The organism is Sulfurimonas sp. (assembly GCF_028694605.1).
Classification (GTDB): domain Bacteria; phylum Campylobacterota; class Campylobacteria; order Campylobacterales; family Sulfurimonadaceae; genus Sulfurimonas.
Genome location: NZ_JAQVKP010000004.1, coordinates 89,365 through 114,346 on the forward strand (window position 1 = coordinate 89,365; position 24,982 = coordinate 114,346).

At 39.4% G+C, this 24,982-nt stretch carries 26 protein-coding genes; all 26 read right to left on the bottom strand.

Annotated features, from left to right (window positions below; translation table 11 throughout):
- Window positions 1-28: 28 nt before the first annotated feature.
- The 26 genes from tolB to PHY84_RS03815 all read right to left on the bottom strand — a co-directional run bounded on the left by tolB (window position 29) and on the right by PHY84_RS03815 (window position 24,917).
- Window positions 29-1,279 carry a Tol-Pal system protein TolB gene (gene tolB / locus PHY84_RS03690; RefSeq protein ID WP_299857857.1) on the bottom strand — a complete coding sequence of 417 codons (1,251 nt, stop codon included), beginning with the start codon at window positions 1,277-1,279 and terminating at the stop codon, window positions 29-31.
- A gap of 10 nt (window positions 1,280-1,289) precedes the next feature.
- Window positions 1,290-1,961: a TonB C-terminal domain-containing protein gene (locus tag PHY84_RS03695; protein WP_299857859.1), complete on the bottom strand. Its 672-nt coding sequence runs from the start codon at window positions 1,959-1,961 to the stop codon at window positions 1,290-1,292.
- Window positions 1,962-2,046: 85 nt separating this feature from the next.
- Window positions 2,047-2,439, bottom strand: a complete 393-nt coding sequence (locus PHY84_RS03700; protein WP_299857861.1) for a biopolymer transporter ExbD — start codon at window positions 2,437-2,439, stop codon at window positions 2,047-2,049.
- A 3-nt stretch (window positions 2,440-2,442) separates the two neighbouring features.
- A complete protein-coding gene (locus PHY84_RS03705) occupies window positions 2,443-3,009 on the bottom strand; it encodes a MotA/TolQ/ExbB proton channel family protein (protein WP_299857863.1) in 567 nt (188 codons plus the stop codon).
- A gap of 9 nt (window positions 3,010-3,018) precedes the next feature.
- Complete coding sequence (gene atpC / locus PHY84_RS03710) at window positions 3,019-3,411, bottom strand: ATP synthase F1 subunit epsilon (protein ID WP_299857865.1); 393 nt, start codon at window positions 3,409-3,411, stop codon at window positions 3,019-3,021.
- A 16-nt stretch (window positions 3,412-3,427) separates the two neighbouring features.
- Window positions 3,428-4,822, bottom strand: a complete 1,395-nt coding sequence (gene atpD / locus PHY84_RS03715; RefSeq protein ID WP_299857867.1) for a F0F1 ATP synthase subunit beta — start codon at window positions 4,820-4,822, stop codon at window positions 3,428-3,430.
- Between the two features lie 11 nt (window positions 4,823-4,833).
- Entirely contained in the window at window positions 4,834-5,721 is an 888-nt protein-coding gene (gene atpG / locus PHY84_RS03720) for an ATP synthase F1 subunit gamma (RefSeq protein WP_299857869.1), read from the bottom strand.
- 10 nt (window positions 5,722-5,731) lie between these two features.
- On the bottom strand, window positions 5,732-7,249 hold the full coding sequence (gene atpA, locus PHY84_RS03725; protein ID WP_299857871.1) for a F0F1 ATP synthase subunit alpha: 1,518 nt from the start codon (window positions 7,247-7,249) through the stop codon (window positions 5,732-5,734).
- A 21-nt stretch (window positions 7,250-7,270) separates the two neighbouring features.
- Entirely contained in the window at window positions 7,271-7,804 is a 534-nt protein-coding gene (locus tag PHY84_RS03730) for a F0F1 ATP synthase subunit delta (protein ID WP_299857874.1), read from the bottom strand.
- Complete coding sequence (locus tag PHY84_RS03735) at window positions 7,805-8,323, bottom strand: F0F1 ATP synthase subunit B (RefSeq protein WP_299857876.1); 519 nt, start codon at window positions 8,321-8,323, stop codon at window positions 7,805-7,807.
- 9 nt (window positions 8,324-8,332) lie between these two features.
- Complete coding sequence (locus PHY84_RS03740) at window positions 8,333-8,755, bottom strand: FoF1 ATP synthase subunit B' (protein ID WP_299857878.1); 423 nt, start codon at window positions 8,753-8,755, stop codon at window positions 8,333-8,335.
- Window positions 8,756-8,875: 120 nt separating this feature from the next.
- Window positions 8,876-9,718 (bottom strand): ParB/RepB/Spo0J family partition protein, encoded by an 843-nt coding sequence (locus PHY84_RS03745; RefSeq protein WP_299857880.1) that lies wholly within the window; start codon window positions 9,716-9,718, stop codon window positions 8,876-8,878.
- Window positions 9,715-10,500 carry an AAA family ATPase gene (locus tag PHY84_RS03750; RefSeq protein ID WP_299857882.1) on the bottom strand — a complete coding sequence of 262 codons (786 nt, stop codon included), beginning with the start codon at window positions 10,498-10,500 and terminating at the stop codon, window positions 9,715-9,717. The genes PHY84_RS03745 and PHY84_RS03750 overlap by 4 nt, the downstream gene beginning before the upstream one ends.
- Window positions 10,497-11,132 carry a biotin--[acetyl-CoA-carboxylase] ligase gene (locus PHY84_RS03755; protein ID WP_299857884.1) on the bottom strand — a complete coding sequence of 212 codons (636 nt, stop codon included), beginning with the start codon at window positions 11,130-11,132 and terminating at the stop codon, window positions 10,497-10,499. Before PHY84_RS03755 ends, PHY84_RS03750 begins: the two co-directional genes overlap by 4 nt.
- Window positions 11,113-12,021 (bottom strand): methionyl-tRNA formyltransferase, encoded by a 909-nt coding sequence (gene fmt / locus PHY84_RS03760; RefSeq protein ID WP_299857886.1) that lies wholly within the window; start codon window positions 12,019-12,021, stop codon window positions 11,113-11,115. The genes PHY84_RS03755 and fmt overlap by 20 nt, the downstream gene beginning before the upstream one ends.
- The gene (gene proB, locus PHY84_RS03765; RefSeq protein WP_299857888.1) at window positions 12,021-12,785 is read right to left on the bottom strand and encodes a glutamate 5-kinase; all 765 of its coding nucleotides are present in this window, start codon (window positions 12,783-12,785) and stop codon (window positions 12,021-12,023) included. Before proB ends, fmt begins: the two co-directional genes overlap by 1 nt.
- A 10-nt stretch (window positions 12,786-12,795) precedes the next feature.
- Window positions 12,796-13,902, bottom strand: a complete 1,107-nt coding sequence (gene obgE, locus PHY84_RS03770) for a GTPase ObgE (RefSeq protein ID WP_299857889.1) — start codon at window positions 13,900-13,902, stop codon at window positions 12,796-12,798.
- Between the two features lie 130 nt (window positions 13,903-14,032).
- Window positions 14,033-14,290 carry a 50S ribosomal protein L27 gene (rpmA, locus tag PHY84_RS03775; protein ID WP_299857891.1) on the bottom strand — a complete coding sequence of 86 codons (258 nt, stop codon included), beginning with the start codon at window positions 14,288-14,290 and terminating at the stop codon, window positions 14,033-14,035.
- A gap of 32 nt (window positions 14,291-14,322) precedes the next feature.
- Window positions 14,323-14,631, bottom strand: coding sequence for a 50S ribosomal protein L21 (gene rplU, locus PHY84_RS03780; RefSeq protein WP_299857893.1), 309 nt, complete (start codon window positions 14,629-14,631; stop codon window positions 14,323-14,325).
- 130 nt (window positions 14,632-14,761) lie between these two features.
- The gene (locus PHY84_RS03785) at window positions 14,762-17,806 is read right to left on the bottom strand and encodes an efflux RND transporter permease subunit (protein WP_299857895.1); all 3,045 of its coding nucleotides are present in this window, start codon (window positions 17,804-17,806) and stop codon (window positions 14,762-14,764) included.
- A complete protein-coding gene (locus PHY84_RS03790) occupies window positions 17,807-18,556 on the bottom strand; it encodes an efflux RND transporter periplasmic adaptor subunit (RefSeq protein WP_299857896.1) in 750 nt (249 codons plus the stop codon).
- A complete protein-coding gene (locus PHY84_RS03795) occupies window positions 18,553-19,773 on the bottom strand; it encodes a TolC family protein (protein ID WP_299857899.1) in 1,221 nt (406 codons plus the stop codon). The genes PHY84_RS03790 and PHY84_RS03795 overlap by 4 nt, the downstream gene beginning before the upstream one ends.
- The gene (locus PHY84_RS03800) at window positions 19,770-20,144 is read right to left on the bottom strand and encodes a RidA family protein (RefSeq protein WP_299857901.1); all 375 of its coding nucleotides are present in this window, start codon (window positions 20,142-20,144) and stop codon (window positions 19,770-19,772) included. The genes PHY84_RS03795 and PHY84_RS03800 overlap by 4 nt, the downstream gene beginning before the upstream one ends.
- Before the next feature lie 112 nt (window positions 20,145-20,256).
- Window positions 20,257-20,652, bottom strand: a complete 396-nt coding sequence (locus tag PHY84_RS03805) for a thioredoxin family protein (protein WP_299857903.1) — start codon at window positions 20,650-20,652, stop codon at window positions 20,257-20,259.
- 4 nt (window positions 20,653-20,656) lie between these two features.
- Window positions 20,657-21,754, bottom strand: coding sequence for a succinyl-diaminopimelate desuccinylase (gene dapE, locus PHY84_RS03810; protein WP_299857905.1), 1,098 nt, complete (start codon window positions 21,752-21,754; stop codon window positions 20,657-20,659).
- 148 nt (window positions 21,755-21,902) lie between these two features.
- The gene (locus PHY84_RS03815) at window positions 21,903-24,917 is read right to left on the bottom strand and encodes a DNA mismatch repair protein (RefSeq protein ID WP_299857907.1); all 3,015 of its coding nucleotides are present in this window, start codon (window positions 24,915-24,917) and stop codon (window positions 21,903-21,905) included.
- Window positions 24,918-24,982: the final 65 nt, after the last annotated feature.

A 24,982-nucleotide genomic window follows, 5' to 3' on the forward strand; every position in this document is an offset into this window, starting at 1 on the left:
AATTAAAATTTATTTAAAATATAAAATTCTACCAATCTATCGACTGAATTTTTCCTACTTGTAACGGAAAAAGAAAGTTTTTATTGTGGTTCAGCCTAATAATGCCTACCGAGCTTTGAGATTGATAATTTTTCACAAAGATAATTGCATCGCCATCTGCCGAAAACTTAGGAAATTCATTTACACCCACAGCTGTAAGTCTTCTTACAAAATCTGTCTCAGTTGATGCTAGATGAAGGTTGAATGTATTGTTTGAAAATGATTCAGAACTCTCTCTTGCCTTATAAACTATATATTTACCATGCACGCTGCAAGCTGAGTTGCTCTTTCCATAATAAACTATCTGTTCAACAGCTCCTGAACTTATACTAAGAGAAAATATATTTGGGTAGCCCAATCTGTCAGAGACAAAAACGACCTTGTCATTACCTAAGAATTGTCCGCCAACATCTATGCCGGCAAAATTGGTAAGTTTTTTCGTTGCTTGTGTTTTTACATCATACAAAAAAACATCAGGTTGCCCAGTTGGAGCCATAGTCAGCAGTAACTTCAAACCATCTTCACTAACATCGGAACATATCATCATTCCGTCTGATGATTTAATGATTCTACTTTTTCCTGTTTTTAAGTCTATATATTTTAGTGTTGGTATCTTTTCAGCTAGCGAAGTGTAGTAAAATGCACTTTGCTCTTTGTTTGCCCATTTTGGGAAAATGTTAAAACCGCCTTTTACAACAACATGCTGATATGTTAATGTATAATCTGCCACTACCAATTCACTAACCTGCGGAGAAATCATTCTTGAAAAAATAACTTTTCTCTTCATCCACTCTACGGGATTTTCACCCATAAACTCATTGATATCATAAGCCATAGTATGCGCTACAAACATATAAATATCAGGATTATTTACTTTATAGTTTTTAGTGAGAACCACGTCATTTTTACGCATAAGTTTCATCTCAACATTAAAAGCACGGGCATCATCTTGCACTAACTTATATCGTAAAACATAATTCATATCTTTGTTTTCATATAGAACTTCAGACGCATCAAAATTTACGTTTCGGTATGATTTATCAACATTAAAAATTGTTAAAACATTTAAATCTGCGGCAATAGTTTTAAAAAATTTACTTTTAAAAGTTGCATCATAACTAACAGAAGCATCTTCGATAGCAATACTTGGCAGTGAATCCGCCTTTTTTACAACATCAATAGTAGCATCACTCGCAAACAATGAAACTATGACTAACAAAACTGAAATAATAATTTTCACAATGTACTCCTTACTCTGATATCAATTGAATTTTATATATACCCGACTTATTGTCAGGATTTTTTGGAAATAAAACAGTTTTTAATCTGTTTTTGATTTTTTCACATTCGCTATCAAACAAACTATCGCCTGCATAGTTCAAAATCCTAAAATCAATCATTTTTCCAAATGCATCAAGCTCTATTACAGCTAAAGCTACTTTTCCTTGAGAGTTCTCCGGCGGAAAGAAGTTCTCATAAACAAGCGCCTGAATTGTAGCACGATATTCATTTACATCGCTACCGGTGGAAGCCTTAGATGCTTTATCCGACTTAACCTGCGAGTTAATCTTCTCCATTTTGCTGGCAAGAGATTCAACTTGATTCTCCTCGGCTTTTGTGCTTTTTTTTGAAAGTTCCTGAGCTACTCGCTTATCTAACTCTTTTTTTGTTACATTATCATCTTTTTTTATATCTTTTGTTGTTACTTTACTAAAAAGATTGTCAATATTTATCTCTTTTTTTTGCGTTTTTACTATCGCTTCTTCTTTTGGCACCTCTTTGACAACAGGTTTTTCAACCTCTTTCTCTACAGGCTTTTCAACACTTTTTTTTACATTGTTCACTTGAATATTAGCCATATTGACAGAAATAGAGATTTGATCATCTTTTTGCAAAGCATAACTTTTTATATCACTGGACATAATGATACCAACAAAAAAAAGCGCCATAAAGAAAAGAAAAAGTGAAATTGATATCAATCCACTTAGATAAAAATAGGAGTCCTTGTTACCCATTCGTTGCTAATGAGACCTCTACAAAACCTGCCTGTTTAACTGCACCAAGAACAGACATTACAACACCATAATCCAAACTTTTATCTGCGCTAATTAAAACTGTTGCTTTCAAATCTAGCTGCTTAGAGTAGAGAAAAAAATTGTCTAAAAATGCATTCAATTCAAAATTGTCTTTATTTACTTTCAGATTCTTATTTTTATCTATTGTTATATGAACAGGGGGTATTTTAGTCAAAGATTTTGTCTTTGAACTCTGTGGAAGATTTATTTTCTCTTCATAAATCATACTAGGCGCAATAACCATCATAATTGCCAATAAAACAAGCATTACATCCACTAATGGAGTAATGTTTAGTTCAGGTTTATCATCCCAATTGTAAGCCATGAACTATGCTTTTCTTGCTTGGATAGCATCACTTTGCATCTCAAGAAAACTGATTAGCTCATACGATTTTCTCTTAAGAATTTGATGATATGTATATGCAAAAATTGCAACAAATATACCTGCTGCCGTAGCTACAAGCGCATCTGAAACACCGCCTGCAATCAGTGACATTCCGCCACTTGTCTGACCAATATGAGTAAAAGTATCTAAAATTGATACAACTGTCCCAAAAAGACCGATAAAAGGAGTAGTAGATGCAAAAACAGAAAGTATTGAGAGTCCTTTTGTTGACTCTTTTGTTGCTGCCAACAATCCAAGTGAAAGTATCTCTTTACTGACCCCAGAAGTTGATTTTAGAAAATTATTTAAAAAAGATTGGTGGCTGACGCTTGAAGCACCCATCAACAAACTTTCCAGTGATTTACCTTCAATTTCAAGCCAATTATTAAGAGAAAAATATCTGTAGAAGAATACCCAATTTAATACTATAAAATAAATTGCCAAAAGAGCTAAAACACCCAGAGTAACTGGGTGGCTCTTAATATAAAAATCAATTATATCGTTAAACATCAGTAGCGTTTAAAGTAAATTTTGAGCTGCTGACTCTAATCTTGCACTAACAGTAGCAATTGCAGGGTTGTTGTCTTTGATAGACTCAATGAGTTCTTTTGCATCACTAAGTGCTTTTGCAACCGCACTCTCACTATCACCGCGAATTGCCACGGCACCCTCAACCAATACAATAACTTTTTTCTCATCAACTTGGACTACTCCCCAGTTGATAAGAACTGATTCGACTGATTTATCCTCTTTCTCTATATCAATTACACCGGCTTCTAGCAGTGTAGTCAAAGAAGAGTGCTCCGCAAGAACCCCAAACTCTCCCTCTTCGCCTGGAAGAGTTACGCTAATAGCCTCACCATTATAGATGACGCCGTTAGGAGTTAGGATTTCAAGTTTTAACTTATCCATGTCAGTCCTTTATGAATTACTTCATTTTTTGAGCTTTTTCAATCGCCTCATCTATACCACCAACCATATAGAAAGAACCTTCTGGCATATGGTCACATTCACCACTAAGGATCATCTTAAATCCTTTAATTGTATCTGCTAATGAAACATACTTACCAGGAGAACCTGTAAATACTTCGGCAACGAAAAACGGTTGTGATAAGAACTTCTCAATTTTACGAGCACGTTCAACGATGTTTTTATCATCTTCACTAAGTTCATCCATACCAAGAATTGCGATAATATCTTGCAAATCTTTATATTTTTGAAGAGTTTGCTGTACACCACGAGCAACACTGTAGTGTTCTTCACCCAAAATTTGCGGATCAAGCAATCTTGAAGATGAATCCAATGGATCAACCGCAGGGTAAATACCTTTTTCAGCAATCTTACGGTTAAGAACCGTTGTCGCATCCAAGTGAGCAAAAACAGAAGCCGGAGCAGGGTCAGTTAAGTCATCCGCAGGAACATAAACTGCCTGAACAGATGTAATAGAACCATTTTTAGTAGATGTAATACGATCTTGTAATGCACCCATCTCACGAGCAAGTGTCGGTTGGTAACCAACAGCTGAAGGGATACGACCAAGAAGTGCCGACATCTCTGAACCAGACTGAGCAAAACGGAAGATATTATCGATAAACATCAATACATCCAGACCTTTTTCATCTCTGAAGTACTCAGCCATTGTAAGACCTGTAAGAGCAATACGGTTACGTGCACCCGGCGGCTCACTCATCTGACCGTAGCATAGCGCAACTTTGTCAAGTACGTTTGACTCTTTCATCTCATGGTAAAGGTCATTTCCTTCACGAGTTCTCTCACCAACACCTGCAAAAACTGAAAGACCGTCATGACCCATTGCAACGTTGTGGATAAGTTCCATAATAATAACTGTTTTACCAACACCAGCACCACCAAAAAGTCCTACTTTTCCACCTTTAGCATAAGGAGCTAGTAAGTCAACAACTTTGATACCGGTCTCAAACATCTCTGTTCTTGTTGATTGATCAACAAGCTTTGGAGGTTGGCGGTGGATTGACCACATTGGAGCATCTGCTACTTGGTCACCATCATCAATAGTCTCACCGATAACGTTAAAGATACGACCAAGTACTTTCTCGCCGACAGGAACTTTAATAGGAGCACCTGTAGCCACTGCATCCATACCACGCACAAGACCTTCACTCATATCCATAGCAATCGTTCTTACACGACCGTCACCTAGATGTGCTGCAACTTCAAGCACCAAGCGAGTTTGTGAACCCTCTACATTTAAATTAACTTCGATTGCTTCATTGATTATCGGAAGGTAACCCTCAAAATCAACATCTACAACCGGACCCATAACCTGGCTTATTTTTCCAATCATATTTCTCTCCATTATTTCATAGACTCAACACCGCTTATAATCTCTATAAGCTCTGTGGTAATAGCTGCTTGTCTCGCCTTGTTGTATTGAACATTGAGCGATTTTACCATCTCTTTTGCATTGTTTGTTGCTGTATCCATCGCTTGCATTCTCGCGCTATGCTCAGCTGCAACAGAATCAATCAACGAATAGTACATTGCATACTGAACATATCTATCTACCAATGCATCAAGCATCTTCTCTTCATCTTCAGCCTCTACTTCAAGAAGTGACTTCTCAGCTTCTGAACACTCAAACTGTGAAGCATCAACAGGAAGAATTTTATTGACATGCAACTCTTGAGTAATCATGTTTTTATAACCATTGTAAACAAGATAGAGACCATCTATCTTACCACCTTTAAAATCTTCAATCGAAGATAAAATAAAGTTATCAGATCTCTCTTTGTCTGGCTTTGAACTAAGATTTGCAACTGCATCAAAAAGCTCAATTTCATTATATTTAAAAAACTCTATCCCTTTTTTACCGATTCCACGTAAACGTACTTTGATGTTTTTTGTTTTATACTCTGCCAAAAGTTTTTTAACAGCCTTAATAGTTTGAATATTAAAACCGCCGCATAAACCCTTATCAGCCGTTACAAAAACAATGTCAACAGTTTTTTGATCTTCAATCTCTGCAAAACAGCGATTATCAATACCACCAACTTTGTTACATTTAATACGTCCAGCAATTTCGGCAATAACCTGATTCATCTTTGCAGCGTAAAGACGAGAGCGCTTTGCAAGCTCTTCTGCTCGGCGAAGCTTTGCAGTTGACACAAGCTTCATCGCACGAGTCGTCTTTTGAGTGTTAGAAACACTTTTAATCTGTCTTTGAATATCTTTCAAGCTTGCCATAAACCTATCCTTATGCTACTATAAAGCTAGCTTTGAACTCTTCAAGTGCTTTTTTCATTAATGCATTTGTACTATCATCTACTTTTGAAGTGCTTCTGATGCTTTCAAAAATTTGAGGATATGAAGCCTCAATAAATGGATATAGCTCAGCTTCAAAACGAACAACATTTGATGGACTCATATCATCAAAGAAACCTTCATTTCCTGCGAAAATAATAAGAACTTGTTTTTCAACAGAAAGCGGTGAGAACGGAGGCTGCTTAAGAACTTCAACCATTCTTTGACCACGCTCAAGCTGCTTACGAGATGTCTCATCCAAATCGGATGCAAACTGAGCAAACGCTTGAAGTTCACGATACTGAGCAAGGTCAAGTCTTAATGTTCCTGCAACTTGCTTTGTAGCTTTGATTTGAGCAGCACCACCGACACGAGAAACAGAAAGACCAACGTTAATCGCCGGACGAACACCTGAGTTAAAGAGTTCAGTTTCTAGGAAAATCTGACCATCTGTAATAGAGATAACGTTAGTAGGAATATACGCCGACACGTCACCTGCTTGTGTTTCAATAATCGGAAGGGCAGTTAAAGAACCGGCACCTCTCTCATCGGATACCTTCGCAGCTCTCTCAAGTAAACGAGAATGAATATAGAAAACATCTCCCGGATAAGCTTCACGACCCGGAGGACGGCGAAGAATAAGAGACATCTCACGGTATGCAACAGCGTGTTTTGACAAATCATCATAAACAATAAGACCGTGTCTTGCGCTATCACGGAAATATTCACCCATAGTAACACCCGTATATGGAGCCAAGAATTGAAGAGCAGCAGCTTCAGAACCTGTTGCAGATACAACTATTGTGTATTCCATTGCGCCATGATCTTCTAAACGGCGGATAATCTGTGCAACTGTTGACTCTTTTTGTCCAACTGCAACATAAATACAAACAACACCATTACCTTTTTGGTTGATAATAGCATCAAGTGCAACTGTTGTTTTACCGGTCTGTCTGTCACCAATAATAAGTTCTCTTTGACCTCTACCGATTGGAACAAGAGCATCAATCGCTTTGATACCGGTTGCCATTGGCTCGTGAACTGATTTACGTGCCATAATACCAGGTGCTTTTTCTTCAACGAAACGAGTTTCAGTTGTCTCAATCGGACCTTTTCCGTCGATTGGCTCACCAAGTGCGTTTACAACACGACCAAGAAGCGCATCACCTACAGGCACACGAAGAAGACGACCTAATCTCTTTACAGAAAGCCCCTCTTTTAACATAGATCCAGCCCCAAGAACAACAACACCTACCGTGCTTTCTTCAAGGTTCATAACAAGACCTTTTGTACCCTCTTCAAACTCTACCATCTCGCCTGCCATAACATTGCTTAGTCCGTAAACTTGTGCAACTCCATCAGCATACGAAACGATTTTACCTGTCTCATTAATATCAACACTTAGTTCAAAGTTATCAATACGCTCTTTAATTATTGAGCTGATTTCATCAGCTTGAATTTTTGCTACCACTACACATCTCCTCTCATGAAGTTAAATTGCTTTTATAATATGTTCTATCATCTGACTGTTAACTCTTGCTTTTGAGAAACCAATCTCTACACCAAGGTCTTCAACATCTACTTTTATACCGCTAAAGTCATCTTTTACAAACTCTAATGATATTTTAGAATCAAATCTACCGCCTAGCCCATTGCCCAAATCTTCTATAACTTTTGAATCTATAGCGCTATCACTATACACGATACCGTTATAAATTTTCTTCGTTTGGGCAATATCTTTTCTCATTACTTCTGCGATAGCAGGAATAATAGAGATTCGATTGTTTTCAGCAAGTAATTTAATCAAGTTTTCAACATCTTTATAACCAGCTGATTTAACTGCTGCTAATAAAATCTCTGATTTTTGGTCTTTGCTTACATCCGGATTATTGATAATTTGATTAAATTTCTCATTATCAAATGCTTTAGCTAAAACAGAAAATATTAAAGCCATATCTTCCATTGCTTGCGCATTAGAACGCTGTTTTATGGCTTTAAGATATCTTTTTGCAATCAACTCTTCCATCTACGCCACCTTCTTTAAGATAACATTTGCCATAGCTTCTTTATCGAAAGAATCATCGCTTTGACTTAGAACATCGCTTAATATATTTTCAACAACGTCCCTAACCATTTTTCTTTGTTCAAATTCCATAAGCGCAACTTGTTGTTTTGCCATTACTTCCATATCGGCATCACATTGAGCTATAATCGCCTCGTGTAAAATCTTGTTCTCTTTTTTTGAACTAATTGCCAGCTCTTCTGCAAACTTTTCAGCCGCACTCACCTTTGCAACAACCTCTTTTTTAAGAGAGACAGACTCTTTTAACTTATCTTGAACTTTTTTCATCTCATCAGCAATAGCATTGCTTCTGGATGCAAAATAATTTTTTGCCGGCTCAGCAACAAGATACCAAATAAGTCCAGCAAACAGCAAAAAGTTGACTGTTCTTTGTACAATGTCGGTACCTGCATGCTCTGCACTTCCACTAGATGCCAATGCATATGTCGATATCATTAGCATAAATACTAAAACTCTACTCACATCACATCCTTATATTTGACTAAATTTAGCTTTTACAGCTTCTCTAAACAGTGGAATTTGTGATTTTAAATCACTACTCAACTGCTCGCGAGCTTGAGCAAGTGATTGCTCAAACCCTAAATACTGACTAGCTAATTCAGCACGTTTTGCTTCTAATTTACTCTCTGCTAACTCTCTAGCATCCGTAATAACTTTCTCTCTCAGGGCCGCAGCTTCCAATTTGGCATTTGTAATTATTGTTTGCGCTTTTGACTCAAGCTCATTGATTTCGTCATCATTAGAACCTACTTTTTCCAAGTCTCTTTTGATGTCTTCATCTCTTTTGCTCATGTAAGCAAACAACGGATTGTAAAGCCAACTGTTTAGAACGGCAATAAGAGTAAGAAACACGATTAATGTAGCAACAAGTAGTATCGGGTTTATATCTAACATAGCACCTCCTAAAAGTTGCGTGATTATACTATGTTAAAATTAAAAGAATTGTTAAACTGATAAAATTTTTAAATTTTTTTTATATTATTCATAAATAATATTTACAATTAGAATGGCATCTTAAGCGTTTATGAGTTGAAGAAATTGTTCAATTTGCATTTCATTACCAAATTCTATTGTTATGCTTTTGGTTGAGCTTTTTGTCACATACCCAAGTCCTGAAAGTCTCTCTTTTAAAACTTGAAAATCATAAGCCAGCTCTTCTCTTTTTATATTTGACTCGGCTTTTGGATTTTTTACGCTTTTTATTGTTGCCTCAACTTCTCTTACGCTAAGTTTCTGCCCTACAATAGAATCCACCATAAGTTGTTGTTGCTTCTCATCAAGTCCTACTAAAACTTTTGCATGCCCAGCTGTTATTTTTTTCTCGATAAGCGCTCTTTGTGTTTTTTGAGAAAGTTGTAAAAGTCTCAATGTATTTGTTATGTGTGTTCTGCTCTTATGAATCTTATTTGAAAGTTCATCCTGAGTGATGTTGTGAAGCTTAATAAGTTCACCATAAGCGTGTGCCAATTCTATAGAGTTTAACTCATCTCTTTGAATGTTTTCTATCAGAGCGAATTGTCGCATTTTTTGTTCATCGCTATTTAAAACAATAGCACGAATAGTTTTTAGTTTCGCCAGTTTTGACGCACGAAGCCTTCTCTCTCCTGCGATAAGAACATAGCCGTCAAAATCTTCAGTTACAATAATTGGCTGAATCAGTCCGTCATTTTTTATTGATTCACCAAGTTCATAAAGAGAACTCTCTTCAAAATGTTTTCTTGGTTGAAATGGATTTGGTCGTATGTCTTTAACAGAAATCTCTACAATGGAATCTTTTTGAGAAACTTCATTTTCATAGGCTTCTCCTATCTCTCCTAAAAGCTCACCTAATCCTCTTCCTAGTTTTTGTGACTTCATGCTTCTATAATTGCCTGTGCTAAATTTTGATAAGAGACTGAACCCATTGATTTTACATCATATAGAATTGCCGGTTTTCCAAACGATGGGGACTCTGCCAGCTTTACATTTCTTGGGACTACTATAACTTCGCCGCTTGCGTCTTTAAAAAGTTTACTGCTAAAGTGCTGCTTTAAATCTGCAAAAACCTGCTTGGAGAGGTTGTTTTGTGCACTAAACATCGTTGGCAAAAACCCTCTGATAATCAGTTTTTGGTTGATAGATTTTCTTACAAGCTTTACCGTATTTAAAAGCTGAGTAAGCCCCTCTAGCGCAAAAAACTCACACTGTATAGGAATGATAACTGAATTTGATGCAGAGAGTGCGTTAATCGTCATGGGACCCAGTGCCGGCGGAGAATCAATAATAATGTAGTCATAATCCTTCATAACAGTCAAAAGTGCTTTTTTTAGAAGCAGCTCGCGCCCCTTGGAATTTTGAGCATCATAATACTCTTTTTCTATCCCTACCAAGCCGATATTTGACGGTGCCAAATGAAGAGTCGGCAATTCTGACTTTAAAATAATATCTTTAAGCTTTTTAGTACCGATGAGTACATGATAGATGTTAAACTCATAATCGTTTCTGTGAAATCCTAAAGAAGTTGTTGCATTTGCCTGAGGGTCTGAGTCTATAAGAAGCACTCTTTTTTCTGCAACAGCAAGGGATGCGGCTAAGTTCACGGCTGTAGTTGTTTTGCCAACACCGCCTTTCTGATTTGCTATTACAATCACTTCACTCATCGTCTGCTATATATCCTCTCGCCGTTGATTACGATTGAGCCATCACCCTGAAGTGCTGCCTCTCCTAAAGAAATTATTAAATTTTTTTCATGTGTATAAAAGTTTTGATTCTTGTAAAATTCTAACTTATATTTACTAAAAACTTGCTTCCATAATCTCTTTTTCTCTACATTAAAAAAATAGCTCTCAAGAAGCTTTTCTCTTTCAACATAAACATCTAGTTTTTCAAAACCCTCCGGTGCATTTTTGAGATTGAGTCCAACTCCGCAAATTATGCATTCACCTACAAGATTTGTAATCATACCGCCTATTTTTTTGTCATTTATATAAAAGTCGTTAGGCCATTTCAACCAAACTTTTGAACCAAACTCCTCAAGGGTCTCTTTCATAATGCAGGAAAAATAGATAGAGGCGGATTCTAGTTTGAGATTCTGAGGCAAATCGCAAAGAGGTATAGCAAAAGATAAAAAAAGATTATTTTCTTCTCCCTGCCAAACATTATCTCTGCTTCCAACTCCGTTGGTCTGAATAGAGGCAACTACAGCGCATGGCGGAGTAACTTTTCCCTGCACAATCAGCTCTTTGAGACATTTTTGCGTTGAGTCTATACTTTCAAGAAAGAGTATCTGCAACGTTTAATCTTTTTCCGTTGATGTAAGAGAGTATATCCATCTCATTTTTTGATTCCGGTTGCACACGTGAAATCTTAACGGTTCCATTTTTACACCCTACTACAATAGCATCTTTGTTAATTTGAAGGATTTTACCGCTCTCATTTTGGCTCTTATTTTCAATAAGTTCTATCTTTTTGAGTTTTAATCCTGAAGCAAGATAGACCCCCGGCCACGGTGAAAATGCACGGTACTTGTTAAAAATCACCTCTGCATTCTCAAAGGCTACCTCACCGTCTTGTTTTGTAATTTTTTTACAGTGTGACGCAAGAGTCTCATTTTGTTTTTGCGGTGCAAAGGCTGTGAAGTTTTGAAGCACATCAATGGTTAAATCGGATGCAACATCCGTAAGTCTTTCAAAAAGGGACTCCGCCATCTCATCTGCGCCTACATCAACTGTGGCTATTTTAATAATATCGCCTGTATCAAGACCCTCATCCATCAACATGGCAGTTACCCCTGTTGTGGTGTCCCCGTTTAAAAGCGTTTGCTGAATCGGGCTTGCGCCTCTGTATTGAGGCAAAATAGAGGCATGAAGGTTAATACACGGAGCGTGGTTTAAAATCTCTTTTGGCAATATCTGTCCATAAGCGGCAACTACGATATAGTCACACTCTATTTTTTCCAGCTCATTAACTACATCTTCTTCTCTAAGTCTCTGAGGCTGATAAACTTGAATACCGTTTTCAAGTGCGATTGTTTTTACAATTGGGGGAGTGAGAATTTTTTTACGTCCGACCGGCTTGTCAGGCTGCGTATAGACCGCAACTACTTCTATGCCTGTTGTCGTGATAATTTTTTCTAAAATTCGTCCTGCATATTCAGGCGTTCCCATAAAGATAATCTTCATTAAGCACCTCTTGTAAAGAGAGTTCCGCCTAGATGTTTGCCCTCAAGCATCAAACTTTTAATGCTGCTCAAGTCATAACCGCTTGTAAGTACCATATCAATCTTGTGTGCTAAGAGATAATTTGCAGCTTTGAGTTTTGTAATTATACCGCCAGTTGCAAAAGCGCTGTTTGGGTTCGCCTCTTTTTCAAGCTCATCTGCATCAATACTGTTTACAATTTTTAAAATTTTTGCATCTTCAAATTTTCTTGGGTCTTTGTCATAGTAAGCATCTATGTCAGAGAGGATAATAAGAAGCGAAGAAGCCGTATGTTTTGCAACATAGGCGGAGAGTTGGTCGTTGTCGCCGACTACAAGCTCTTTTGTTGTTGTTGCATCATTTTCGTTTATAATGGGAATAACACCGTTTGAGAGAAGCGTATCGATAGTATCTTTGACTCTTCTGCACTCGTCATCATCGTTAAAATTTGCAGCAGTAACCAAAACTTGTGCTGTTAGAATGTTGTGTTCGGCAAATTTTTTTGCGTACTTGTTCATCAAAATAGGCTGTCCGATGGAAGCAAGGGCTTGTTTGTTTTGAAGGATGCCTCTGTCTAGCCTAAGTGCCGTATATCCAGCCGCTACCGCACCTGATGAAACCAAGACAACCTCATGCTCTTTTCTTAGCTCTGCTAAAAAATCGACTAAGTTTTTCATTCTTTGCAGTGCTATCGTATCGTTTTGCGTAAGCACTGCACTTCCGACTTTTACAACTACTCTTCTCATCTACTCTTCTCTATCTGCTGTATCTGTTTACTTGAACAAGGTTAAAGAGTGCATGCTTGAGCGGCTCTATATTTTTGTTTGTCGCCGATGAGATAGGTGCGACAAAATATGGAATGGATTTGTCATACCCAAGTGTCACATCTGCGCTTTTTTGGATAAAGTATGGAAGTGACGTATCAAAACCGCTCTCTCTCTCATGGGAAGCACTCACGCCGATGGTCTCTAAAAAGCCGTTAACCAAATCATTTAATTCATCTTGTGAAACGACATCTGCACGTGTAAGAGCTATGGCATAACTGCTGCCTGCCAAAGTATCAGAAAATGCCGCAACTTCTGCTTTTAGTGTTTCTATCTGCTCTTTGAGATCTCTATATGATGCCAAATCAACCATAAAAAGAAGAATTTTTGTTCTCTCGATATGTCTTAAAAACTGGATACCAAGACCCTTTCCTTCATGTGCTCCGCCGATAATACCCGGAATATCCGCCATGATAAAAGACTCAAAATCACCTATATTTACCTGCCCGAGCTTTGGTGTGAGGGTTGTAAACTCATAGTTTGCAATCTCCGGACGTGCATTTGAAACAGTAGAGATAAGTGTAGATTTTCCAACATTTGGAAAACCGACCAAACCGACATCTGCGATAAGTTTCATCTCCAACTTAATCGTTTTTGTTTCTCCTTTTTCTCCCGGTTGCGCATAGGTCGGACGCTGTTTTGTAGAAGATTTGAAGTGAGTATTGCCAAGTCCGCCTCTTCCGCCCGTGATAAAAAGCACCTCTTGCCCATCTTGAAGCATATCAAACAAAACTTCGCCGCTCTCTACGTCAATTATCTGTGTACCCGGAGGAACGATAATAACTTTTTTAGTACCGGCTTTTCCTGCCATGTTGGAGCTTCCGCCCTGAACGCCGTTTTCTGCTTTTATGTGCATCTTTTTTTGGAAGTGGGAGAGAGTATGCGTGTTGTTGTCACACTTAAACCAGATGTCTCCGCCTTTGCCGCCGTCTCCACCGTCCGGCCCGCCGTTGATTACGAATTTTTCACGACGAAAAGAGACGCATCCTTGACCGCCTTTTCCTGAAGAAACTGTAAGTTCTACGCTATCTGTAAACATGAAAATCCTTGAATATTAATACTTAAAAACAGACTATACTAAAAAGTAAATTGTTAAATATTTAAATTATTTAGGTGCAAAACCTAATATGTTGAAGAGAAATATTTGGGAAAAACCCAAATATTAGAAATTACGCAGCAGGAACGATTGAAACTTGTTGGCGTTTTTTATCTTTTCTGTGAAAAGTTACAACACCATCAACAAGAGCATAAATCGTATGGTCTTTTCCCATACCGACATTTTTACCCGGGTGAACTTTAGTTCCTCTTTGGCGAATGATAATGTTGCCGGCCACTACAGCCTCTCCGCCGTATTTTTTTACACCAAGTCTTCTACCAGCCGAGTCACGATTATTCTGTGTACTACCTTGACCTTTTTTGTGTGCCATCTTGAATCTCCTTCGTTAATTTGCGGCGCTAGTTACGCTGCGATTTTTATGATACGTACGCGAGTAAAATCTCTTCTAAAGCCTCTTTTAACTTTAGAGTCTTTACGACGACGTTTTTTGAATGTCATAACTTTTCTATCACGACCCTCATTGATAACTTCAGCAGTTACAACAGCACCATCTACAAAAGGCGTTCCCACTTTAAGCTCACCTGCATTCACAGCTAGAACTTCTTTAATTTCGATTGAAGCTTTTGGCTCAAGAGACATGTTATCTAGCAATAAGATATCGCCCTCTTGAACTTTATACTGCTTTCCACCGTTTTTGATAATTGCGTACATATACAATTCCTTAAATCTTTAAATACTTATAGCCTCTAAAAGCATACTGTCAATGCTTTTATCGGTTTCGTTTCTACAAAAAGTTCGGAATTATACTCTCACAAGCTTTAAGTTTTGTTTAATCATATCATTATATTTCTATCTTTTCATTTTGATAGAACCTTTTTAGCCATATATCTAATGGATTTATGATTTTATAGATGGCTGGGACAACCAGAAGAGTGAGAATCATGGAACTTAGAAGTCCTCCTATGATGGAGAGCGCCATCGGCGCTTTTGTTTCACTGCCAAGTCCTGTGCTCAGCGCAAGCGGGAGCATGGCAAAGACCATAGCGATAGTAGTCATAAGGATGGGGCGCAACCTCTTTTCTCCTGCTTCTATAAGTGCATCATCGGCACTTTTTCCGTTACGTACTGCATGGTTTGCAAAATCAACAAGTAAAACTGCGTTTTTGCCCACCATCCCCATAAGCAGCATAAAGCCAATCATAACAAAAAGGCTAAATTGAAGTCCTGAGAGATAGAGCGAGAGCATCACACCGATAATACTTAGCGGAAGCGCTACCATGATGATAAGTGGCTGAATAAGCGATTCATAGAGTATCGCCAGAATAATAAACATCAAAATAACGCTCAGTCCGATAGCCACGCCAAATGCTTGTGCAGTTTTTACCATCTCCTCCGCAAATCCGGTAAAACGGTACTCCACGCCTTGAGGCAAAAGTTCCTCAAGACTCTCTTTGGTGTAGTTTACCGCTCCGCCCAAGTCAAGCCCGAAAAAGTCGGCAAAGATGGTTACTTCCCTTTGTCTGTCAAAGTGGTTGATAGCTCCAAGCGTCTGTGAGCTCTCAAACGAAACCAAACCGTCAAGATAGACCAAAGAGCCGTCTTTTGCACGTACTTGAAGCTTTTTGATATCTTCTGGGCTTACTCTGTTTGCGTCACTAAGTCTCAGCGTAATATCGTACTGCTTGCCGTTTTCTTCAAAGTAGGAAATCTCCAAATCGCTTGAAAATGCGATAGCAACAGCCTCTGCAATCTGTGAAGCGGACACGCCCAAAAGTGAGGCATTTTCTCTTATGATGTTGATGTCGATTTTGGGTTTTTGCTCATCCAAATCGGTGTCGATATCTACAAAACCCTCTTTTTTTGCCAGATGTGCGACTAGATTTTTCTTCGCCTCTTCAAGTGCTTCAAACGAATCGCTTTTTAAAACTATCTGATACGGCACTGAAACACCCGCACCTTTGATATTTGGAATGGCAGAAGCTGTTATAAACATCTCTTTTTTAAAGGGTTCGAGTTTTTGTCTAAAATCTTGTATAACCTCCTCTTGGTCATGCTCTCTTTGTTTTTTTTCAACAAGTTTGACATAGATGAGTGCTTTGTGTTTCTCCTGCATTGCATTGTAGCCGATACTCAGAGTTGTATATGCAACATCACGCTCTTTTCTTACGACATCTTCTACACTTTTTGATTTGCGAATCATCTCTTCAAGAGAGATGCCTGCATCTGCTTTGATTTTTATCTCAAACTCCGCCTTATCCTCTTTTGGGATAAAGTCCATACCGATTTTTGGAAAAAGACTAAGAGAGACAAAAAAGAGGGCAAAAACAACTATAAGCGTTGTGTATCTTCGGCGCAAGATTTGAAGCAGAAGTGCTTCATAAATGCGTTCAAGAGCTTTAAAAAAAGGCTCGGTAAGGCTATAAAATCTGCTCTCATCCTTGCGTAAAACCCGTGCGCTTAAACTCGGTATAAAACTAAGGGCTATAGTGTAAGATATGATGATGGCAAAACCAACCGTCATGGCAAAACTCTCAAAAAATTTCCCGACGATTCCGCTCATAAAAGAGACGGGGATAAAAACAGCAAGAAGCATAGCGGAGATAGCCATGATGGTAAAAGCCATCTCTTTTGTCCCCTCGTATGCCGCTTCGTATTTGCCTAAACCCTCCTCCATCTTTTTATAGATGTTTTCGATAACAACGATAGCATCGTCAATAATAATCCCAATCGCAAGAGTAAGTCCTATGAGCGTCATCTTGTTGAGTTCAAAACCCATATAGTCCATAAGCGCAAATGTGCCGAAAATAGAGGACGGAATGGAGAGTGCGGAGACAAAAGTGATGGTGAAATTTCGCAAAAAGACAAAAACTATGATTGCCGCCAAAATCGAACCATAAACAAGGTCAAACACAACATCGCTCAAAGAGTGCAAGATAAACGTAGAGGTGTCGTTTAGAACCTCCACGCCAAATCTCTCTCCTGCCATCAACTGAAGTTTTGGCACCGCCTCTTTGACACGCTTGATGATATCTACGGTGTTTGTTCCCGATATTTTTTGAACCTCAAGCATTACGCCCTCTACACCGTTGTAAGAAGCATAGCTTTTGGCATCACTTAGAGAGTCTTCAACACTTGCTATATCTTTTAGCCGTATATTTTCTTTTATCTTGATATTTTTTAACGCTTCAATGCTGAGTGCGTCTGCTTTTGTCTCAAGTACAAACTCTTGGCTCTTTGTGATAAGCTTGCCACCGCCGAGCTTGAGGTTCTCCTTTGCAACTGCATCATTTAGTTCCGCAATAGTTATGGCGTACTTGTTCAGGGCTTCTGCATGGGGAAATATCTTTATCTCTCTATCTTTGTAGCCCACAATGTTGATAGCACCGACATCGTTTACCTTCTGAAGTGCCGGTTTTACTTTTTCATCTGCAAAAAGCATAAGGTTTTGAAGGCTCTCTTTTTTGGCGGTTAAAAAAATATTGATAATTGGCGCGCCGCCGATGTCCAGTTTGCTTACAAGCGGCGTCTGGGCATCTTTTGGAAGTTTAATGGCTGAAACTTTGTCTCTGACATCGTTAGTCGCTTCATCAATATCACGCTCTAAAAAGAATTTTACCGTAACGATGCTCACGCCGTCACTGCTGTTTGAAGTGATGCTGTCAACCCCGCCGATTCTTGAAATCGCCTCTTCTATCTCATCTGTGATTTGCGACTCTATCGTGCTGGCCTCTGCGCCTGGGTAATTTGTCTGGATGGTAACTATGGGAAAGTCAACATTTGGGAAAAGTGCAGAGGGCATCGCTTTGTAGCTCATGTATCCAAAGATAACAAGCGTGATGACATACATCAATGTCGCTATGGGTCGTGTTATAGCTCTCTTAAACATCTACTTTGTCGTCTCTGTAACTATAGTGCCCTCGCCAAAAAGCCCAATCGCAAAATCTCCTGCTTCAACCTCGGCACTGATTTTTCGGCTCTTTGCATCTGCATGCGGATAGACTTTTGTTATCACACCTTGATACTCTTTTGTATCGCCATCTACTTTATACTTGAAAACCTGCCCCGCTTTTACGCTCTTCCAATACTTCTGGTCAAACTCCAAAACAAGTTTTCTCTTTTTGCTTAAAATCTTAAAAACGCTCTTTGGCGACATCTCCGTGACCACATCCCCGACTTCTGCGTTTTTTTCATAGATAGTTCCGTCAAACGGAGCTTGAAGAAGCGTTTTGTTATAAAGTGCTTCTTTATAGGAGAGGTTTGCAAGCGCAAGAGAGAGTGCTGTCTTCGCCTTTTCATAGGAAAGTTCGTAAACATCAAAGCGTGCCTCATCAAGCAGATGTTTCACTTTTTGTCCTCTCTCATAATCTCTTTGGGCATATTTGAGTGCAACTTTTGCATTTTCGACATCCGCTTTTGCAACATTTAAAAGAGCTTTTTGCTCCTCGTTGGCAAGTTCTGCTACCAAGCTCCCTTTTTTTACACCCTGCGCAATATCTGCGTGAAGTGTTTTGATAATCCCGCCTGCATGAAAGGCAAGTGTCGCATCTTGATGCGCTCTGACGAAAAAGTTTGCATAAACTTCCTCGGCATGAAGTTGCGCAAAAAAAAGCAATAATCCAAAAAACAGTTTTTTCACTCTACACACTCCTGAAGTTTTTTACCGCCGTAAAAGCAGCTTGTTGCATAAGCTATCTGCAAATCGCAAAGCGAACTCTCATAAAGAGAGAGTGCGTCCGTTTTAGCACTCAGCGCATCGAGATAAACCACATAATCAACGATTCCTGCGCTGTACTTCTCGTTTATGGTTGTAAATGCGCTTGTTGCGGCAACCAAAGCACTTTTTGCACTTTTTATCTTGGATTTGAGCGATGCTGTTCTTGCGATGGAAAGCTCATAAAGCATCTTCTGCTCTTTTGCGTGGTACTTTATCTCCTCATTTAGAGCTTTTGCATCCAAAAGAAGTGCCTCTTTTGCCTCTTTTGCAGTTGCGTTGTCAAAGATTCTCATATTTAGATTTAGCATAAGAACATTTTGTTTATCTATCTTCGCCGGATGGTTTGAAGCGATATCGCCATACTCATACAGCGTGTATCTCTCTTCTAGCTTTATATTTGGAGCATAGACACTCTCTAGCGCTTCTGCACCGCTTTTTAGCGCACTCTCTTTATGCTCTAGCGATTTTAGAGAACTCTTTGGTTCATACGATATGCTTTCGTTAAATACAGAGGGCTCAAAATCCTCTATCTCCCTGCCTACTTGAAGCGTTAGAGATTTTTTTACGCGCAATATCTCAAAATGAAGCGACTCTATCTCATAACTCTTTTGGTCATACGAAGCCTGAAGTCTTGCAACATCATCCTGTGTTGCCATTTTTGCATCGTAAAACGATCTTACCCTCTCTTTTTGTTCCCAAAGAGACCTTTTTGCATCTTCAAGTGCGCTAAGGCGTGCTTGAAGTGTTTTGAGGGTATAAAAATCTTTGACGACATTAAGCAAAAGAGCTTCTTTGGTCTCTTGCACATCATAAGAGGCTGCTCCAAGCTCATCTTTTGCTCTCTTTAAAAGTGCAGATTTTGCGCCGCCGTCGTAAATATCCACTCCGACTTTGCCATAGAACGTATAGATATCTTGTATCTGAAAAAGGGTGGTATCGGTACTGTTTTGGTAAGAAGCTCCGATATCTATCTTTGGAAAATAATCACTTTTTTTGGATGCAACCTCATGCTCTTTTGCACTTTTTGTCAGTTTTTTCGCCTCTAAGAGATTGTTATTTTGGCTTGCATACTCTAAGATGTATTTGAGACTCTCCCCAAACATAAGTGCGGGAAGAAGAAGCAAAAGTGCTTTTTTCATCCGACAAGAGCAACGGCGTCGATTTCTACTAAAGCATTTTTAGGAAGTGTTTTAACCGCCACGGTAGAGCGTGCAGGTTTATGAGAACCAAAAGCCTCAGCGTAAATCTCATTGACGGTTGCAAAGTCATCCATGGATGCTAAAAAGATGGTTGTTTTGACAACACTGCCCATAGAGCTTCCTGCCTCCTCTAAAACCGCTTGAAGGTTTTTAAGAACCTGTTTTGCCTGCACGACGACATCATCCTCAAGCATAACACCCTCAGGTGTAAGTGCTATTTGCCCCGATGTAAAAACCATTCCGTTCGCCACTACTGCTTGTGAGTATGGACCTATTGCCGATGGCGCTTTGTTTGTTTGTACGAATTTCATTTTTTTTATCCTCATTTTATTTATAACGGTATCGGAAGTAATTCCGCTACCTACGCTAAGACCGCTATGGTCACTAAAGCTTGCCTCATAAATAGGCAGATGTTAAGAGTTTTTAATTTTTTCTCATCTCATCGACATCAGCCAACATCTCATCAAATCCCTCAAGGCTTCTGCCGCCGATGGTAGTGTAGATGATTTTGCCGTCACTCTTTAAAAAGTAGTGTCTTGGTACGGGTTTGGTTTCAAGATGTGCGGGGATGTCATCGATATCTCTGGAGAGATAGAGCAAAACATACTTTTTTTTGAGTTTTGCCTCCACATCCTTGCGTACCAAAACCTCCTCTTTAAATTTTTCACAATATTTGCAATACTCAGAACCTAAAAAGAGATAGACATCTTTTTTCTCTTTTTTTGCCGCTGCAAGCGCCGCTTCATAGTCGCTTCCCCATTTCAGCTCCACACCCATAAGCATCGCAAAGAGTGCCATCATAAGAACTATAAATCTCATTTTTCTACTCCCAATTTTCTATAAGATTTTTGAAAACTTCATAGAGTTTTTCTACCTCTTGGCTCGAAGTTCTCTCATTTACGGCATGAATTGTATCATTTATTACGCCAAATTCGACAACGTCTATACCAAGCGGAGCCATGTGTCTGGCATCGGAAGTTCCGCCTGCTGTTGAGTGTTTTGGTTTTATGTGGGTTACTCCCTCTATCGCCGCATCAATATTTTTAACCACTTTTGAACTCGTGTCGGTTATAAAAGGGTAAGAGCCTTGCGTGAGAGCAAGTTCATACTCCAAGCCCTCAAGGTTTTTTGCCACAAACGTATGCACATCCTCTTGAGTTGTGAGCGTTGTATTTCTGATATTAAACATCATCTTTAGTTCATTTGGCGTGACATTTGTCACCTGCATTCCCGCTCTTATGTCTGTGATGACAAACTTGCTTGGAGAGAAAAACTCATCGCCGCCATCCAAATCTACTCCTGCCATATTTGAGAGCCTTGGAGCGATAAGATTTATGGGATTGACCCCTTTTTCTGGGTATGCCGCATGCCCCTGTTTACCCTTTAACGTAAGGTAGCCATTAATAGATCCGCGTCGTCCAACCTTGATGGCATCCCCAAAAACCGCTTCACATGTCGGCTCCGCCACCACTGCGGCATCTGGAAGCATGTTGTGTTTTTTGAGATAGTTCAGCATCTCTATGGTGCCGTACGTCCCCTCGCCCTCTTCATCGGAAGTAAGCAAAAGAGAGAGCGTTCCGTTAAATTTTTTTGTATCTTTGAGTGCTTGAACAAACGCCGCAACGCCGCTTTTCATATCTTGCGTGCCTCGTCCATAGATATAGCCGTCTTTTTCAACGGCTTTATATGGGTCTGTACTCCACCCATCGCCCGCCGGCACTACGTCCACATGTCCAGCAAAGCAGAGATGCTCTCCCTCGCCAAATTTTTTAAATAGAAAAAGATTTTTTACACCCTCAACATTCACACGGATTGCTTCAAAACCTCCAAGGTACTCTGCTATAAAATCCAAAAGTCCCCCATCGTCGGGTGTTTGGCTCTTTTGCTCTATCATATATTTAAAAAGTTCGATTATTTTCATTGTTTATCCTGTTTATTAGACTTCTTGCAAAACTAAAAACTAAATGAACGATTCTGCAACGGAAGGGTCAAATCTAGCAAGCTAGATTTGGGGTACCCACCGTGAAGCCTTAGTGAATGTGTTTTTAGTTTTGCAAGAAGTCTATTGTCTAGTCCCAGTCATCAAGCACAAATCCATTTGATTCGTTTATCTCCGGCTCTTGTGCTTTTTGCACCTCTTTTTTACTCAAACGTTCTTCAAACTTTAGCTCCAAACCGCTGCTTGTCATCATAAAACCATCTATTTTTATAGCTCCGTCATGGATGGCTTTGTGGTGCTCTTTGCAAAGAGGAACAAGGTTGTGTTTTGCGTCTTTGTGAAAATGCCCTATAAAACCGCTGCTGTCTGCCAAAGATTGGTGGTTGATGTGATGGACATCTTCCGCCATAGCACCGCAAATAACGCACTTTGTCACATAAAGCTCTTTGTTGTACTTGCTTGTTTTTTTCTTGACAAGCAGTTCTAACTCATCAAAATCTTTTGCCAATCTTTTGCGAATCTTGTTTGCCATATCTAAAAAATCACCGTCCATGTGGAGAGACTTTGCAAATTCCAAACCATAGATACTGCTTCCGCTCCCGCTTTGAAGCACCCTGTTGAAGAGAAGTTTGTCCTGCGCCTCGTCATACGCAACACTTAGATGCAGATCCACGACATTCTTTTGTGCACGTATCTCTCGCATCGTGGAGAGTTGATGCAGATGTGTCGCAAAAAGAAAGAGCGAGCGCATACGGGCAAGTTTGATGATAGCACTTGAGACTATGGCAACACCCGAGAGCGTCTCTGTTCCGTGGCTTATCTCATCGCCGAGGATAAGCGAGCGTACACCAGCACGGTTAAAAATATTTTTGAGTTCAAGCATCTCTACGGCAAAGGTTGAGAGTCCCTTTGCAAGGTTGTCCCTTGAGACAATGCGGGTAAATAGCGAATCAAAAATGGAAAATTTCATAGCCGAAGCACTTACAAAAAATCCTGCCTGAGCCATAAGCGTGGCAAGTCCGATACTTTTCATAAGAGAGGATTTGCCGCTAGAGTTGATGCCGTAAAGCAAAACCCCGTTTATCTGATGCCCATCATGAACAGATAGTTCAAGCATAACCGTTTTTGGGTGCGGCAAATCAACATACTCACGGTTGCCCATCACGATATCGTTTGGAACATACAGACCGCCTCGCTCCTGAATCTCTATGAGCGGGTGACGCAACTGCATCATCTGCAAAAAGTTCTCATCTCTTTTTACATCCACTATCATCGGTCTTGTATGCTTGTACATCTGAGCTACTTTTGAGGAACTTACTCCGACATCCAAATCGGCAACATAGGCGATAACACGGTCAAAAAGGAGTGCGTAACGTTTTTCAAACACTCCTTGAAGCTGTACAAATCTCTCTTTTGCCAAGGTAACTATCTTGCGGCGGTTTTTCATCAGGCGGTCTGAGAGAGCATCTGTAAAATCAGAGGTGATTTTTACACTGTTGGTAAACTTTTTTATCACACATTTTTTGAACTCCTCGCTTCTGACAAACTCACTCTCTATCATCGAAAATCTGTTTTTGCTTAAAGAGATGTAGTACCCCTCTTTTTCCAAAAGACCAAGTGCCACCGTTGAGTTTGCACCACCTGCACCCGTTGCCTCAAGCATTGCTTCTATCTTTGACATCATGTCGCCAAAGGCTATAAGCATCGTTTGGTTCTCTTTGACAAGCGTGTCGATAGCCTCATCCACGCCGCCCATCAAGAAGTTGTCATCAATGGTTGCAGTAGTAAAACGGCGGGAGATATCCAAATCTATACTTTTGGAGATATCTCTCAAAAACTCATCCACCTCGCTCTCGTGAAAAGGGATTTTTTGTATTTTGTGCTTTTTTGCGTATCCTGTAAGCTCTTTTACACTAAGCATAGAATCGTAAATGTGGTTTATCTCAAATGGGTGCAGTCTGCCCAGATATAGCCTGCGGGAGAGTCTCTCCACATCATAAATCCCACGCATAACCTCATCCAGATAGCGTACATGGGGTGCAACTTTTTCTATAAGGTTATATCGGCGTTCAAGCTCCTCTTTTTCCATAATGGGGTTTAAAAGTCTCTCTTTTAAAAGCCTGCGTCCTATCGCAGTTGCACTCTTGTCAAGAAGCCTCAGCAGTGTCAGTTCGTTTCTATCTTTGGAGATAACACTCATCTGCTCAAAAGCGTTGTTGCCAAGATACATAAAGCGTCTGTTATCGATGATTTTTGGATAGTCAAGCTTTTGGACGATATGTATATCATGCTCTATGACAAAATGAATCAAAATCGCCAAAGACTCCGTAATCATCGGACTTCGCTCCAAGTCCAAGTGCTCTATGGGAGAGAGAAGAGAGCGGATTTGGTAAACCTCACTAAAGAGTTCATTTTGAAACTCTATGCGAGGACGTTGATTGTTAACGCTGTAGTGGTAATGCTCTGCTATCTCAAGGTAGTGCATCACATGTCGTTGGTCGTCCACGCCTTCTAAAAAAGTAACTACAACCTCTGATGTACGGTAAACATTTAAAAGATTGAAAAGCTCATCAAGCGCATACGATGGGTCTTCACTTGTCCCATGACTTTCATAAAGCCAAGTTTTGCCTGTTGTCACATCGATGGCACTATAGCCCACAAAGTAAATATCACGATATTTATCGACCAAAATCGAAACGATATAGTTATCGTCATTATCGATAATATGGTCAAAGTTCGTCCCCGGAGAGACTATCTGGGAGATGTAGCGGCTGATTTTTGGAGGATTGCCCTTCTGTTTAACGACAATAACGGTGTATTTTTGCTCTGCGATAAGACGGCTTAAGTATCTCTCAAACGAAACGGCGGGAACACCTGCCAAGAGAGGATTTTTATCGCTGTTTTCTAAAATGCTTTTATTTTTTTTGGTAAGCTGAATATTTAAAAGTTCGGCAATCTCTTTTGCTTTGCCGACTTGTTCTTCATCGTTATTTATCTCATAAACTTCAAAGAAAGTCCCTATCTCCATAAAAACAACCGTATCAACACCATACTTTGCCTCAAAATGTCTTTGAAGGTCAAAATAGATTTGCGTTAAGAGCTTGTCTTTGGAGTTTAAAAGAGCGTCTATATCTGATGCGAGCATGGTTTTCTTTTTTTATTGTTTTTTAAAAGCGTGGATTATAGCATAAAGAGGCTATTTATGACTAA